This is a genomic window from Bradyrhizobium sp. P2_E8, assembly GCF_056403875.1.
On record NZ_JBFUES010000084.1, the window covers coordinates 1 to 13,451 of the forward strand.

The 13,451-nt window shown below is 64.6% G+C and carries 12 protein-coding genes and 1 pseudogene; 4 read left to right on the top strand and 9 right to left on the bottom strand.

Features of this window, described 5'->3' with window-relative positions; translation table 11 throughout:
* Both AC1D00_RS07245 and AC1D00_RS07250 read right to left on the bottom strand, forming a co-directional pair.
* Positions 1-604 (bottom strand): fumarylacetoacetate hydrolase family protein (locus tag AC1D00_RS07245; protein WP_477010189.1); only part of this gene is annotated, 604 nt, incomplete at its 3' end.
* Between the two features lie 41 nt (positions 605-645).
* The gene (locus tag AC1D00_RS07250) at positions 646-1,752 is read right to left on the bottom strand and encodes a cupin domain-containing protein (protein WP_404554694.1); all 1,107 of its coding nucleotides are present in this window, start codon (positions 1,750-1,752) and stop codon (positions 646-648) included.
* Between the two features lie 362 nt (positions 1,753-2,114).
* Between AC1D00_RS07250 and AC1D00_RS07255 the strand changes: the two genes are divergently transcribed.
* From AC1D00_RS07255 to AC1D00_RS07270, 4 genes are all read left to right on the top strand, one after another.
* A complete protein-coding gene (locus tag AC1D00_RS07255; RefSeq protein ID WP_477010190.1) occupies positions 2,115-4,274 on the top strand; it encodes a thiamine pyrophosphate-dependent enzyme in 2,160 nt (719 codons plus the stop codon).
* Complete coding sequence (locus AC1D00_RS07260; protein WP_477010191.1) at positions 4,271-5,836, top strand: indolepyruvate oxidoreductase subunit beta family protein; 1,566 nt, start codon at positions 4,271-4,273, stop codon at positions 5,834-5,836. The genes AC1D00_RS07255 and AC1D00_RS07260 overlap by 4 nt, the downstream gene beginning before the upstream one ends.
* 153 nt (positions 5,837-5,989) lie before the next feature.
* Positions 5,990-6,484 carry a MarR family winged helix-turn-helix transcriptional regulator gene (locus AC1D00_RS07265; RefSeq protein WP_477010192.1) on the top strand — a complete coding sequence of 165 codons (495 nt, stop codon included), beginning with the start codon at positions 5,990-5,992 and terminating at the stop codon, positions 6,482-6,484.
* Positions 6,484-6,966: a MarR family winged helix-turn-helix transcriptional regulator gene (locus AC1D00_RS07270; protein WP_027548879.1), complete on the top strand. Its 483-nt coding sequence runs from the start codon at positions 6,484-6,486 to the stop codon at positions 6,964-6,966. Before AC1D00_RS07265 ends, AC1D00_RS07270 begins: the two co-directional genes overlap by 1 nt.
* Positions 6,967-6,970: 4 nt before the next feature.
* Here the strand turns inward: AC1D00_RS07270 and AC1D00_RS07275 are convergent, their stop codons facing one another.
* The 7 genes and pseudogenes from AC1D00_RS07275 to AC1D00_RS07305 all read right to left on the bottom strand — a co-directional run.
* The gene (locus AC1D00_RS07275; RefSeq protein ID WP_477010193.1) at positions 6,971-7,699 is read right to left on the bottom strand and encodes an SDR family NAD(P)-dependent oxidoreductase; all 729 of its coding nucleotides are present in this window, start codon (positions 7,697-7,699) and stop codon (positions 6,971-6,973) included.
* A 2-nt stretch (positions 7,700-7,701) separates the two neighbouring features.
* A complete protein-coding gene (locus AC1D00_RS07280) occupies positions 7,702-9,318 on the bottom strand; it encodes an ATP-dependent acyl-CoA ligase (protein ID WP_477010194.1) in 1,617 nt (538 codons plus the stop codon).
* Between the two features lie 7 nt (positions 9,319-9,325).
* On the bottom strand, positions 9,326-9,802 hold the full coding sequence (locus AC1D00_RS07285; protein ID WP_477010195.1) for an aromatic-ring-hydroxylating dioxygenase subunit beta: 477 nt from the start codon (positions 9,800-9,802) through the stop codon (positions 9,326-9,328).
* Complete coding sequence (locus tag AC1D00_RS07290; RefSeq protein WP_477010196.1) at positions 9,799-11,139, bottom strand: aromatic ring-hydroxylating dioxygenase subunit alpha; 1,341 nt, start codon at positions 11,137-11,139, stop codon at positions 9,799-9,801. The genes AC1D00_RS07285 and AC1D00_RS07290 overlap by 4 nt, the downstream gene beginning before the upstream one ends.
* Before the next feature lie 17 nt (positions 11,140-11,156).
* The gene (locus AC1D00_RS07295; protein ID WP_135172804.1) at positions 11,157-12,107 is read right to left on the bottom strand and encodes a PDR/VanB family oxidoreductase; all 951 of its coding nucleotides are present in this window, start codon (positions 12,105-12,107) and stop codon (positions 11,157-11,159) included.
* 104 nt (positions 12,108-12,211) lie between these two features.
* Positions 12,212-12,829 carry a flavin reductase family protein gene (locus AC1D00_RS07300; protein ID WP_477010197.1) on the bottom strand — a complete coding sequence of 206 codons (618 nt, stop codon included), beginning with the start codon at positions 12,827-12,829 and terminating at the stop codon, positions 12,212-12,214.
* A gap of 7 nt (positions 12,830-12,836) precedes the next feature.
* Positions 12,837-13,451 (bottom strand): annotated as a pseudogene (locus AC1D00_RS07305) (nitrilase); the annotation flags it as partial.

A 13,451-nucleotide genomic window follows, 5' to 3' on the forward strand; every position in this document is an offset into this window, starting at 1 on the left:
GTGCATAGGTGTCCATGCCCTTGGAAAAGATCCACTGGCCGGCGCGGCGATTGTCGCGCGCGGAAATGTCGATCATCACCGAATAGCCGAAGACGTGCTCCATCGCTTTCTCGGTCGCGATGCGGGTTGCGGTCTTGCCGATGATGACGGCGAGCTCGACTTCCCAGTCGAGCTGCTGCGTCATCTTCGCGTTGTGCTGGATCGCCGCGCCCGGGCCGATCACCGAGGTCGGCGGCTTGGAGAAGACGACCGGCTGCTTCGGCAGGTCCTTGTCGGTATCCAGGCTCTTGGCGGATTCCGCCACATGCGCGCGATAGTTCAGCCCGATGCCGAAGATGTTCTTTCGCGGACGCGGGATCGGCGCCTGCAGCTTGACGTCCTCGACCGGAACGGCGGAGCCGGCCGGCAAGCGTCCATTGGTATTGTCCAGGCATTCCCTGAGCGCCGGCAACAGTGTCACGCTGTTGTCGATGAACGACAGCATGTCGCTCGGCCATGCAAAGCCTTGCGACGCACCGAGGTGCTCGACGTCTACGACCAATCCATCAACGAGGACCCCGAGGCGGGCACCGCTGGAGCCCAAAGTGTAGGTAACAAGGCGCATCGAATCTCTATCCGGCTCTTTCGGTTGAATTGCGGGTGACGTCAGGCCGCCACTGGCTGGTGGCCCGCATTGTCGCCATAGGCCTCTTCCCGGTAGAAGCCGAGGCCCTCGATGACGGGCAGGTCATTGAAGCAGAACAGGCAGGCGTCCTCACTGTCCGAGGCGTTGCCGTGCTCGTGCCAGGCCCAGGAGGGAACGCAGAAGATGTCGCGCTCTTGCCAGTCGAAACGCTTGCCGGCGATGATCGAATAGCCGCGGCCCTTGGCGACCTGGTAGATGAAGCTGCCGGTGTGCCGATGCGACTTCGTCTTCTCGCCCGGCCGCAGCAGCTGCATGCTGGCGCCGATCGTCTGCATCACGTGCCCGCCGGTGATCGGGTTGACGTAGTTCATGAGAATGCCGTCATAGGGTGAGCCATCGGTCGCGGCGGCATACTTCCGCAAGGACTCGTAGGTCGGCTCCCACTCGTATTTGAACATCGGGGAATAGCCCTTCGACCATCGCGAATCCGCCGGCCGCAGACCGGGATTGCCCCAGGTCTTGGTCATGTCGTCCACGGGATAGCCGGAGTCTTCCTGCTGCACCTTGGGATGGACCGCGAAAAAATTCGCCTCCAGCGCGTTGACCAGCGGGATGTCGAGGCCATCCTGCCAGATGCAGACGGAGCCATTGCCTTCGACGCCGTGCTCGTGCCAGGTGCCGTTCGGCGTGAGCACGAAATCCCGAGCCCCCAGGGTCATCTTGTGACCGTCGACGATGGTGTAGGCGCCCGCCCCCTCCATGATGAAGCGCAGGGCCGAGGCCGAGTGCGCGTGCGCGGTCGCGACTTCGCCGGGGTGCATCACCTGCAATCCCGAATAGAGCCAGCCGACCGCGGCCGAGACGTCGCGGCGGCCGGGATTGTTGAGATAGATCACCCGCCGCCCCGCCTTCTCCGGCGAGACCAGCTCCACCGAGCGCAGCACGTGCTCGCGCAGATCGTTGTAGCGCCAGAGCACGGGAACCGATGCCGATTGCGGCGCCCACGGCTCGATCTTGTTGGCGACCGTCCACAGGGCGCCGGCTTCGTACTTTTCGAGGTCCTTGTAATAGGCCTTGAGCTCGGGGGTGTCCTCGACATTGGCCCGGCCGACGGTGTTTTCGCGCATCCTATCCTCCAAGTCCTGTCTCGTGGCGTCGTCCGTGCGACGCGTCCCGAACTTTCATTCCGGTTTGCGCGGGCCAAGCGGCGCCAGCGGACGCCGATTGACCCGCAGATCGACGATATCGTCCATTCGCTGCGGCTTCACGGACCAGTGAAGCCGCCTTGTCGCTGTCGCGCCGGCGTTGAGATAGACAGGTGAAGCCTGGACGGCGGCAGCTCTAAAGCGAGGCAGCTTCAGCATTGGCCCTACCCTGTCGCCGGCTCATGATCGCCTTGCCGGAGCAGGTCCGCAAGCGTGATAGCATGGCGCGGCGTTGACTTACTTCACATGTAAACGTATGCTATCGCATATTTCTGGAGGGTGCAATGGCTGAACGGTCTTTTGCTCGCGAAGTCGAGGATCTCCGGCTCGGCGACGGCGATACGTTCCGCGGCGAAGGCATTCTCGCCATCACCAAGGCGCTGCTGCAATCGGGCGTCGCCTATGTCGGCGGCTACCAGGGCTCGCCGATCTCGCATCTGATGGACGTGCTCGCCGACGCCAAGGACGTGCTCGACGATCTCGGCGTCGTGTTCCAGAGCTCCGCCAACGAAGCGGCCGCGGCGGCGATGCTGTCGGCCTCGGTGATGTATCCCCTGCGCGGCGCGGTGGCGTGGAAGTCGACCGTCGGCACCAACGTGGCCTCCGACGCGCTGGCCAATCTCGCCTCGGGCGGCGTCACCGGCGGCACCATGATCATCGTCGGCGAGGACTACGGCGAAGGCTCCTCCATCATGCAGGAGCGCACCCATGCCTTTGCGATGAAATCGCAGATGTGGCTGCTCGACCCGCGCCCCGACCATGAATGCATCGTCAACCTGATCGAGAAGGGCTTCGAGCTCTCCGAATTCTCGAACACGCCCGTGATGCTCGAGGTTCGCGTCCGCGCCTGTCACATGCACGGCAGCTTCGCCTGCAAGGACAACGTCAAGCCGGCACATACCATCAAGGATGCGCTCAACAATCCCAAGCGCGACGTCAATCGCATCGTGCTGCCGCCGGCGGCCTATGAGCACGAGCAGGAGAAGATCAAGACGCGGATGCCCGCGGCCATCGGATTCATCCGGGACAACAAGTTGAACGAGTGGATGGGACCGAAGCACGGCAAGGTCGGCATCATCATGCAGGGCGGGATGTACAACAACGTCATCCGCGCGCTGCAATATCTCGGACTGTCGGATGCCTATGGCAACACGCAAGTCCCGCTCTACGTCATGAACGTCACCTACCCCGTGATCGACACCGAGGTCGCGGAGTTCTGCGTCGACAAGGATGCCGTGCTGATCGTCGAGGAGGGCCAGCCGGAATATCTGGAGCAGGCGATCAACACGGTGCTGCGCCGCAGGGACATCCAGGCCCGCGTCCACGGCAAGGACGTGCTGCCGATGGGCGGCGACTACACCGCGCAGGTCCTGCTTGGCGGCGTCAGGGAATTTTTGGAGAAGACCGAGCCGCGGCTGCTCGGCAACCGGCCGCCGGCGCCGGACGCAGCGCCCGTGCTCAATCACCCCGCGGTCGAGAAGCTCAAGCAGGTCGTGCCGGCGCGTCCGCCCGGGCTCTGCACGGGCTGCCCGGAGCGGCCGATCTTCGCCGCCATGAAGCTGGTCGAGGAAGAGCTCGGCCAGCACCACGTCTCGGCCGACATCGGCTGCCATCTGTTCTCGATCCTGCCGCCCTTCAACATCGGCGCGACCACCATGGGCTTCGGCCTCGGCCCGGCCTCGACCTCGGCCTTCAACGTCAAGGCCGACAAGCGCTCGATCGCGGTGATGGGCGACGGCGGCTTCTGGCACAACGGACTGACCAGCGGCATCGGCAATGCCGTGTTCAACAAGCATGACGGCGTGTTCGTCATCGTCGACAATTTCTACACCTCGGCGACCGGCGGTCAGGACATCCTGTCGTCGCGCGCGATCAACAAGCGGCGAGACACCAACAATTCGATCGTCAAGGCCGTGAAGGGCATCGGCGGCCAGTGGGTGCGTCAGCTCGACCGCACCTATGACGTCGGCAAGATGCGCGACACGCTGAAGGAAGCGCTGACGACCAAGGACGAAGGCCCCAAGGTCATCGTCGCGTCCTCCGAATGCATGCTGAACAAGCAGCGCCGTGTGAAGCCGCAGATCAACAAGGCGATCAAGGACGGGGTGCGCATCGTCAAGGAGCGCTTCGGCGTCGACGAGGACGTGTGCACCGGCGACCATGCCTGCATCCGGCTCTCCGGCTGCCCGTCGCTGTCGGTGAAGCAGCTCGACGATCCCTTGCGCGACGATCCGGTCGCGGCGATCGACAATACCTGCGTCGGCTGCGGCAATTGCGGCGAGGTCGCCGAGGCCGCCGTGCTCTGCCCCTCGTTCTATCGCGCCGACGTCATCCACAATCCGACCCGCTGGGACATTTTCAAATCCAGGGTCGCCATGGCCGTGATCGGCTGGCTGCAACGGCGGCGTGATCGCCGGCGCCCGGCACTCGAGGCACTGGCATGAGGGACGAGACGATCCGGCTGGCCCTCCCCGCCGCGGGCGAGGCAACCGAGCGGCCGATCTCGATCGCGATCGTCGCGATGGGCGGCCAGGGCGGCGGCGTCCTGACCGACTGGATCGTGCAGCTTGCCGAGAACCATGGCTGGGTCGCGCAGTCGACCTCGGTGCCCGGCGTCGCGCAGCGCACCGGTGCCACGATCTACTATATCGAGGCGATGCCGCCGCTCGACGGCCGCAAGCCGATCCTGTCGCTGATGCCGACGCCCGGCGACGTCGACGTGGTGATGGCGGCGGAGTTCATGGAGGCCGGCCGATCGATCCTGCGCGGCCTGGTGACGCCGGATCGCACCACGCTGATCGCCTCAAACCACCGGTCCTTTGCGATCGGCGAGAAGATCGCGCCGGGCAACGGCATCGCCGACGGCGGCGCCGTCACCGGCGCCATCGGGGTTGCCGCCAAGACCGAGATCATCTTCGACCTGAACGCACTCGCGATCGCGCATGGCAGCGTCATCTCGGCCGCGATGTTCGGCGCGCTCGCGGCAGCCGGTGTGCTGCCCTTCAGCCGCGACAGCTATCTCGACGTGATCCGCGCAGGCGGGAAAGGCGCGAAGGCCAGCGTCGAGACGTTCGAGGCCGCCTTTGACCGGGTCAAGACCGGCGCTGCCGACGTTGCAGCGCCGCCGCAACCGAAACAGGCCGGCAGTCTCCCCACTCCCGCAACGCCCGATCCRGATCTTGCCGCGCTCGTCGCAAGATTGAAGCAGGAGCTCCCCGAGCCCGCACTCACCATGGCCCGTGCCGGCCTGAAGAAGGTGGTCGACTTCCAGGACGTCGCCTATGGCACCGAGTATCTCGACATTCTCAAGACGCTGCACACGGCCGACCGGAACGCCGGCGGTGGCGCGCGGGCCTATGCCTTCACGGAAGCCGCGGCAAAGTACCTCGCCAACGCCATGACCTACGACGACGTCATCCGCGTCGCTGACCTCAAAACGCGCGCCGGTCGCCGCGCGCGCATCGAGACCGAGCTCGAGATGTCGGAAGGACAGCTGCTCCAGACCACCGAATTCATGCATCCCCGCATGGAGGAGGTCATGGGCGTGCTGCCCGCGGGCTTCGGCCGCTGGCTTGGCGGAAAGCCTCGCCTGCTTGGCTGGCTCGATCGCCGTGTCAACCGGGGGCGCCGGGTGCGGACCTACTCGCTGCCGTGGTTCCTGGCGCTTTATGTCGTGGGCGGCCTGCGCGGCCTGCGCCGCCGCTCGCTGCGTCACGCCATCGAGACGGCTCACCGCGACGGATGGCTCAAGGCCGCGACCGACGCGGTCGGCACCAACTACCAGCTCGGTGTCGAGATCCTGCAATGCCGCCGCCTCGTGAAAGGCTATTCCGATACCCACAGCCGGGGGCTGTCGAAATTCGACAAGACGCTGGCGGCGATCAAGCTGGTGGAACGGCGCGATGACGCCGCCGACTGGGCGCGCCGCCTGCGCGAGGCGGCACTGAAGGACAGCGCCGGCAAGGAGCTCGACGGCGTGATCCAGACCATCAAGACTTTTGCATGATTCCATCGGCGCGGGACGCAGGATTGGATTGCCGTTCGCCTCGCAGGACGTCAGGATCAATCTTGACTACGATTCTCAGGTTGCTAATCGGAGCGAAAGACCCGCGATAATTCACCCCAATCGACGAGACATTCTGTACTCGATGGTCATGCGATGCCGGCAGCACTCAAAGAGAACATTGTTCCCGTCCCTGGGCAGATCGAGACCCGGCTCTGGCTTCAATTGCTGTCGCTGCATGGCGAGCTGTTCGCCTCGCTGAATTCGATGCTGAGCTCCGAGTTCGGCCTGTCGCTCGCAAAATTCGACGTGCTGGCCCTGCTCGATCGCTACAGGGACGGACTTGCGCTCGGGCAGCTGTCGCAAAACCTCAAAGTGACCGGCGGCAATGTCTCGGGCCTCGTGCAGCGTCTTCTCGCCGACGACCTCATCAGCAAGGAGATGTCGAGCGAGGACCGGCGCTCCTTCATCGTGCGCCTGACGCCGAAGGGCGAAGCGCTGTTCAGGAAAGCGGCCGACGTCCACAAGAAGCATCTCGGCAAACGGCTCGATAACGTTTCGGCCCAGGAGCTGGACATCGCCCTGTCCGTGTTGAAATCGCTCTCGTCAAAACTTCGTACCGAGAGCAAGAAGCAAAGTCGCAAGAGATAATGGCCAGAGAATCCAAGAGCAGATGGAAGTCGGGTCCGCCGAGGACCAGGGACCAGCTGCAAACCTACATCCCGTATCTGTTCAACCGGCTCGCCAATCGCTGGAACCTCGACCAGAACCGCGACCTGAGCGAACACGGCGTCAACAATGTCGTGTTCCGGACGCTGTCGGTCCTGTTCATCTACAAGACCCTCACCGTCAACGAGATCGCCGTGCTCGCGGTGACCGAGCAGTCGACGGCGAGCCGCATGGTCGAGTCCATGGTGTCGTCCGGGCTCGTCAAGCGCGAGATCGCGGAGGAAGACCAGCGCCGCCGCGTCGTGGGTTTGACGCCGGACGGCGAGGCACTGCTGCGCAAGATCTGGCCGGTCATGGCGGACAACTACGACAAGCTGATCGAAGGCATCGATCCTGATGACATCGAGGTCTGCGCGCGCGTGCTGGCCAGGATGGTCGAGAACATCCGGCAGAACCAGATCTGACGAGTTACGGACCGAGGCCGACGAGGCTGGTGCCGCCACAGACATAGAGCACCTGGCCGGTGACGAAGTCCGAGCGCTCGTCGAGGAAGAAACTGATCGCGTGCGCGACATCCTCGCGCGAGCCGAGCCGCCCGACCGGGACGTTGCGCGCCATCCGCTCCTGCTGCTCGGAGCCCTTGGGAATGACGCCCCAGAAATTGTCGGTCAGGATCGGCCCCGGCGCGACCACGTTCACGGTGATGCCGCTCGCGGCAAGCTCCAGCGCCCAGGTCCGCGCCATGCCGTGCACGCCGGCCTTGGTGGCCGAATAGGCCGAGCGCGTCACCGCGCCCATCGCGGCGCGCGAGCTGACGAACACGATGCGCCCGAAGCGGCGCGACCGCATCCCCTCCAGCGCCGCCTGGGTCAGCAGCATCGGCGCGCCCAGGTGCAACTGCGCCAGCATCAGAATGTCTTCCGGCTTCGCATCGGGCAGCAGGTTCGGCAGGATGATTCCCGCATTGTGCACGAGGCAATCGACGGCGTGATTCCGGCCAATCTCCTGCGCGATCGCGCGCGTCTCCTCGATATTGGAGAGATCAGCGCGATAGGCCGCGAGCAGATCATGGGTCCAATCCGGCTTCTCCAGCCCGACCGAGACCACGCGCTGCCCGCGCTCGACCAGCTTTCTCGCCAGCGCCTCGCCGATCCCGGAATTGCCGCCGGTGATGAGTGTCGTGCGGATCTCGCCCATGATCAAACCTGCCGCTTCTTGAGGTCGCGCAGATCGAAGAACGCGCCATCGCGCATCAGCCTTGCGACAAAATCCTTCAGCCCGCCGCGCTGGATCTTCTCGGTTGCGGTCAGCGGCAGGCTGTCGACGAAGCAGATCCAGCCCGGCGCCTTATAATAGGCCATCTGCTCCAGGCTCCAGCGGACGATGTCTTCGGCGAGCGCGCGGCCGGCGCCGGCCTCCTCAGCGATGATGACCGCCGCAACCTCGTCGCCGCGCACCTGATCGGGCGTCGCCGCAACCGCGGCCTGGCGGATCGCGGGATGGCGGTTGAGGACGGACTCGACCTCGACCGCGGCAATGTTCTCGCCGGAACGGCGGATCACGTTCTTCTTGCGGTCGACGAAATGTAGATCGCCGTCCGCATCGCGCGACACGATATCGCCGGTGTGCAGCCAGCCGCCGTCCCATGCCTCGGCGGTGGCTTGCGGGTTCTTCAGATACTCGCGGAAAAAGCCGTAGCGCGGGTCGGCGCCTGCCCGCCGCACCAGTAGCTCGCCCGGCGTCCCGCTTGGGGCGTCATTGCCGCTGTCGTCGACGATACGAACGTCGACCTCGGGTGCGGGTCGTCCGAAGCAGCTGGTGCCGATCTTGCGCGGCTCGACATTGGCGGCGATGACGCCGCCGCTGCCCGTCTCAGTCATCGCCCAGGCCTCCAGCAGCGGAAAGCCGAAGCGTTGCTCGAACGGCGCGTGCAGGAGCTTGTCGACGCCCGCGCCGAAGCCGAAGCGAACGGTGTGCGCGCGGTCCTGCCCGGACGGCGGCGCGCTCATCAGCATCGAGGGCATGACGCCGAGATAATGCAGGCAGGTGGCGCGGCTGTCACGCACGGAAGCCCACCAGGTACGCGGATGGAAGCGATCGAGCATGGTCAGGCTGCCGCCGACCGACAGCATCGCCATCAGCGACACCGCCATCGCGTTCATGTGGAACAGCGGCAGCGGCGTGATCATGCGCTCGCCATCCGGCTTGAGAGCGATCAGCCCGCCGACGTCGCGATACCAGTTGCCGGAATGCAGGAAATAGGTGTTGGTGAGCACGCAGCCCTTGGGCTGCCCCGTCGTCCCCGACGTATAGAGCAGCGCGCATTCGGTCGAGCCGTCACTTGTGCTCGCCTGCCGCAAKCCGCCGAATGGCGCGGGTACCTCGTCCTCGCTGGTCACGACGGGGATCGGCCGGCCGGCCTGGCGCGCCGCCGTCTCCACCTCGTCGCGCCGCTCGGCAAGGACGAACGCCGCGTTCATCTCGGAATGCGCGATGATGTATTCGAGCTCGCTCAACCGCAGATCCGGATTGATCGGCACCACGGAGACGCCGAGCGCGTTGAGCGCGAACCACAGCTCGACGAACACCGGCCTGTTCTGAAGCAGCAGCCCGACCCGGTGGCCTTCGCTATAGCCGCAGCTGGCAAACGCCGCTCGCCAGCGCTCCACCCGATCGAGCATGGCGCGATAGGAGATCTCCTCCGCCGCGATGCCGTAGATGCCAGCCGTCTCCGGCAGCACGTTGAGGAAGCCCGCCTCGCCGCGGCGAAGGGCGGTCTCGCGAAAGCGGGCGTAGACTGTGGTCGCAGCGGTCAAATTCGTCTCACATGAAGAGCTGGATGTTGCGGAACGGCGCGTCGAAATTGACGAGATCGACGCGTTTGAGCTTGATCTTCAGGGCATCGCCGACCTGAACGAGATCGTGCGAGGCCCATCCCGAATAGCGCTCCAGCATGTCACCGCGCGTCTCGGTGTAGATGTAGGACGTCCGCGCCTTGAACACGCCGGCAGCCGTGTCGCACGCCACGATCTGCGGCGCCTGCAGCAGATGGTGGCAACGGCTCTTCGGCTTCTGGCTGAAGGTGCGCTCGCCGGCGAGACGCTCGACCCGCACCTTCAGGAGCAGCAGGTCCTCGTACATCAGCGACGGCTGGAGCACCGGATCCTGCTGCTGCCATTCCAGCGGCATCCAGTAGCGCCCTTCGGGGTGAAACAGATCGAGCCAGGCCTGCCATTGCATCGTATCAAGCAGATCGGCCTCGCGATAGATGAAGTCGGTAATCGTCTTCTCGGTGATCATTCCGCGGCCTCGACGCGCTTGTCCATGTCCATGGTCATGAATTTCGCCCAGGCGTGGAACTGGTTGCGCATCTGGCGCTCGGAGGTGCCGTTGATCACCGCCGTGACGTCATGCTCTTCATCGCTCTCGTAGAGGCGCCGCAGATTGACCCATTGATTGCCGTTGGACTTCAGCCCCTCCTGCGCCCGCTCATACATTTCGAGATCATCGTGTCCGACGATCGAGGTCGGCGCGTTGATGAAGCGGTTGTACATCAGCGCCCGCTCGTAGAGCTTGTCGGGCGCACCGACCAGGCGATAGACCCAGCTCTCGACCAGCGTCTTGTCGACCGCGATCGGGATGAAGTTGCGCAGGATCTGGACGGCGCCCTTGACCATGATGTTGGGGAAATAGACGGTGTTGTGCCTGACCTCGCCGAGGATCTCGTGCGCCCGCTTCTCGCCATAGGCCGCAACCATCTGGTCGAGATAGCCCGGGATATCCGAGTAGTTCGAATGGATGGAGTTGGCGACGCCGGTATGGCCGTGGCCGTTCGGCCAGATCCTGATGCCGCTCTGCTCGTAGAACTCGTACGGGCTCATGAAGGGACCGTAGAGCTGCACCGCCATCGGCGTTTCCGTGGAATCGCCCTGTTCCCGCTTCCAGACTTTCACCGCGGTGCCGGCCGAGCTCTCATGCGCGACCATCGGATGGCAGGTGTCGGTCTGGTTCTCGACCAGCATCTTCCAGTTGCAGGTGTGCATGTAGCGGATCGGCGTCGCCATGACGGCGAGCTTCCCTTCCGGCGAGCGGTCGACCATGTTGTCGATGGTCGAAAGGCTCTCGCCGAAATAGTCCTCGAAGGACACGCCGCTGTCGCTCAGCCGAGCGAAGATGAAGTCGCGATGGATGACGACGTTCTTGACCCTGGACAGCCCTTCATTCGCCTGAGTGTCGCCGAAGCCGGTGCCCTCATAGCCTTTCTTCAGGGGGATCGCGAGCAGCGAGCCGTCAGTCTTGAAAGACCAGGCGTGATAGGGACAGCGGAAGAACTTTCCGGTGTTGCCGCAGGGCTCGGAGGCGAGCTTCGTGCCCTTGTGCGGGCAACGATTGTAGAACACGTGGATGGAGCCATCGGTATGGCGGCTTGCCAGCACCGGCTGCCGGCCGATATTGGCGGTGATGAAATCGCCGGGCTTCGCCAACTGGCTGGCATGCCCGACATAGACCCAGCTGTTCGGGAACAGATGCTCCATCTCGAGCTCGAAGATCTCGGGGTCGACATAGACGTCGCGATGAACCTCGGCCTCGCGCACCAGCGCCGCAATCGCGTGGGCATCCCTTCCGTATTTCGCCATGGCGTCCCTCGCCTCCCTCACAAATCCAGTACCAGACGTTCCGACTTCGCGCGCGACACGCAGATCTGCATGACCTTGTTGGAGGCCTTCTCGTCGTCGCTGAGGATGACGTCGCGATGGTCGGGCACCCCTTCGACCACGCCGCACTGGCAGATGCCGCAATCGCCGCGCTGGCAGTCATAGAGCACGTCGAGGCCCGCCGCCTCCAGCGCCTGGATGATGGTCTGGCCGGCCGCGACGCCGACGACCTGTCCGGTCGATCTGATCTCGACCTCAAACGGCAGGTCGGGTGAAGACGGCTGCTCCGCCTTGAAGAGTTCATAGTGGATGCGGTCCGCCGGGACGCCCCCGGCAAGCGCGGCCGCCTTCACCGCGTCGATCATCCCCGCAGGACCGCAGACGTAGATGTGGGAGTTTGCGGCCGCTTCCCTGAGCGCCGCAGCAATATCCAGACGGGACTCGTCGCTGTCGTAGTGAACGGACAGGCCCTTGGCGCAAATGTCCCGCAGATGCGGCAGGAACGCCAAAAGTCCTTGCGTGCGGCCCGCGTAATGCAGGCGAAACGGACTTGCGCGTGCGGTGAGCTCTGCCGCCATCGACAGGATCGGCGTGACACCGATGCCGCCGGCAAACAACAGCGCGGGCGCTGGCCCCTCGTGCAGATGAAAATTGTTCACCGGCGCGCTCGCCTTCACGACATCGCCGATCTTCAGCGCATGCATGAACTGCGAACCGCCGGTCGAGGCCTCCTCGCGCAGCACCCCGAGGGCCAGCGCACCCTCAGGGAGGCCCGGCAAGGCCATCAGCGAGTACGGCCGGTCGCCTCCGTTCGGGAGCGCCACGCGGACATGGGCGCCTGCCTGCCATCGCGGCACGGGGCCGTCCTCCACGCCAAGCACAAGGCTCCGTATGAACGGCGTCTCCGCGGCATACGACCTGACCTTGAGCTTGAGCGGATGCGCGTCCATTCAGGCATCTCACGAATTATATGAATTTGCATATTTTTAGACATGTAATAATTGGATGTCAATCGGCCGCATGGGGCGACCCGGAGGCCCCGGCGCCGGCCGCCCTACTCGATCGGCGCCGGCCGCACCAGCTGGAAGAGATCGCGAGGCCGCGCATACCAGCCCGACCCGTGCATGCGGGCGATGAGGTCGAGGCCGACCGTATCGACATAGCCTCGCTGTGCATCGATCACGAACTGCTCCGCCACATGAGCGCAGACGATCTCGCCGATCACCGCGATCTGCCGGGGCCCGGTCTCCTGAACCGAGAGGGAGCGACATTCGAACGCCACCGGGCACCCCTTGATGAGCGGAGGTGCGACCATCTGCGAAGGCAGTGTTTGAAGCCCCGCAATCTCCATCTCGTCGACGCCGGCCGGAGCATCGACGGCCGTCGCGTTCATGGATTCAGCCATCTGGTGCGACACCAGGTGAGCGACGAACTCACGCGTCTCGACGATATTCTGCGCCGTGTCTTTCAAACCCTTGTTCGGATGGCGCAGCAGGCCGAGCACGACCGTCGGCGGTTCATGCCCGAGGACGTTGAAAAAGCTGAAGGGCGCGGCATTGGCGGCGCCGTCCCGGGAGCGGGTCGTCACCCACGCGATGGGGCGCGGCGTAACGGTCGCGGTGAGAATCTTGTAGCGGATATCCGCCGGAAGCTGGCCCATGTCGAAGAGCATCGGTCCCTCAATTGCGTGCGCGATCGGCGCTGACGGTTGATACCGCCCGCTTCGGTCGATCGTCGACGACGAGCTGGAAAACGTCCGGACGGGAATAATGCCCCGCCGCGTCGAAATCAAACTTGCCGCGCGTCACCTCATCGAGCGCAATGTCGGCATACAGGATGGTCTCACCCTCGAAGCATGGCCCCGCCAGCACCTTGCCAAGCGGATTGACGATGGCGCTGCCGCCGCGCATGAGCACGGTCTCGGGATCGGCCCCCAGCACGCACTCGTAGCCCGCCGGGAAGGCGCCGCGCTTGAGATGCTGACAGGCCGTCAAGACGAAACACCGCCCCTCCAAGGCGATATGCTGCATGGTCGGAAGCCAGGTATCGCGATCATCCGCGGTTGGAGCGCAGTAGATGCTGATGCCCTGACTGTACATGTGCATGCGCAGCATCGGCATGTAGTTCTCCCAGCAGATCACCGCGCCGATATTGCCGAGCGAGGTCTCGAACACCGGCATGGTCGAACCGTCGCCGAAGCCCCAGATCAGCCGCTCGCCCGCGGTCGGCATCAGCTTGCGGTGCTTGCCGACGAGCCCACGAGCCCCGTCGAAGAACAGCGCCGTGCAGTAGAG